At 48.7% G+C, this 1,447-nt stretch carries 1 protein-coding gene; it reads right to left on the bottom strand.

Going from position 1 to position 1,447, the window contains the following annotated elements:
* Nucleotides 1–250: 250 nt before the first annotated feature.
* Nucleotides 251–1,447 (bottom strand): formate--tetrahydrofolate ligase (locus tag DWX28_RS17020; protein WP_147342115.1); only part of this gene is annotated, 1,197 nt, incomplete at its 5' end.

Below are 1,447 nucleotides of genomic sequence, written 5' to 3'. Positions count from 1 at the left end.
TGCTCGCGGGAACTACAGCTTCCGCCAAGGCAAGTTGCCGCGCCTTTCGCGCCAGCGAAACAGCCCTAACAGTTAGCGTCAGCCCGTTCTGTCTTGATGCACCAGGCGTGGCCAAGTAGGGGGTGTCTGAGGGGGAGCTTCGGCCTTCGCAACTTCGAGATGCTCCCCCTCAGGGTTTTCTCAGTTTCCAAACTGAATTTTCCTGCCTTATAAGGCAAAAATTATACTTTTTTAATATGAGACTTAATTCTTAGAAAAGTCCAGTAATCTTTCCGGTCTCATCAACATCAATACGTTCTGCAGCAGGTACTTTCGGAAGACCTGGCATCGTCATGATCTCGCCTGTCAGGGCAACGATAAATCCTGCGCCAGCAGAAATCTTAAGATTACGTACAGTAACTTCGAAGTCTGTCGGAGCCCCAAGCTTGGTCTGGTCATCGGTCAGGCTGTACTGTGTCTTAGCCACACAGATCGGGCAGTTGCCAAATCCAAGAGCTTCCAGCTGTTTCGCCTGCTTCTGCGCATTTGCAGTAAGAACTACTCTCTTACCGCCATATACTTTCTGCACGATCTGGTTCAGTTTATCTTCGATAGATCCTTCCAGTTCATATGCATAAGTAAAGTCGTTTGGTTCTTCTACGAGGCGAAGAACTTCTTCTGCAAGTTTGATTCCGCCTTCTCCGCCTTTTGCCCATACTTCAGAAAGAGCTACGTTTACGCCGAGTTCTTTGCACTTAGCTTCTACGAAGTCAAGCTCTGCCTTGGTGTCGGTCGGGAATGCGTTGATGGCAACTACGCAAGGAAGTTTGTATACGTTCTTGATGTTGCTTACATGTTTCAGAAGGTTCGGGATACCTTTTTCAAGAGCTTCCAGGTTTTCGTTGTTGAGGTCAGCTTTGGCTACGCCGCCGTTGTATTTCAGAGCACGTACGGTTGCTACGATAACAACTGCACTTGGATGCAGGTCTGCCATACGGCATTTGATATCGAGGAATTTCTCTGCACCAAGGTCTGCACCGAATCCTGCTTCTGTGATCGCATAATCAGCAAGTTTCATTGCCATCTTGGTTGCTGTTACGGAGTTACATCCATGAGCGATGTTTGCGAATGGTCCGCCGTGTACGATCGCCGGAACGTGTTCCAGTGTCTGAACGAGGTTCGGTTTCAGGGCGTCTTTCAGGAGAGCTGTCATAGCGCCTTCTGCATGGAGGTCACCTGCTGTTACCGGTTTCTGCTCGGATACTTTACCGTAGGTATATCCGATAATAATTCTGGAAAGTCTTTCTTTCAGGTCTTTAATGTCACTTGCAAGACAAAGGACTGCCATGATCTCAGATGCAACGGTGATGTCATATCCGTCTTCACGCGGCATTCCGTTTGTTCTTCCACCGAGGCCGTCTACTACGTTACGGAGCTGACGGTCGTTCATGTCCACGCATCTTCTCCA

The sequence above is a fragment of the Blautia sp. AF19-10LB genome (genome assembly GCF_003461245.1).
Classification (GTDB): domain Bacteria; phylum Bacillota; class Clostridia; order Lachnospirales; family Lachnospiraceae; genus Blautia_A; species Blautia_A intestinihominis.
Note: the sequence above shows the minus strand (reverse complement) of the source record. Positions and strands in the feature narration are given on the sequence as shown.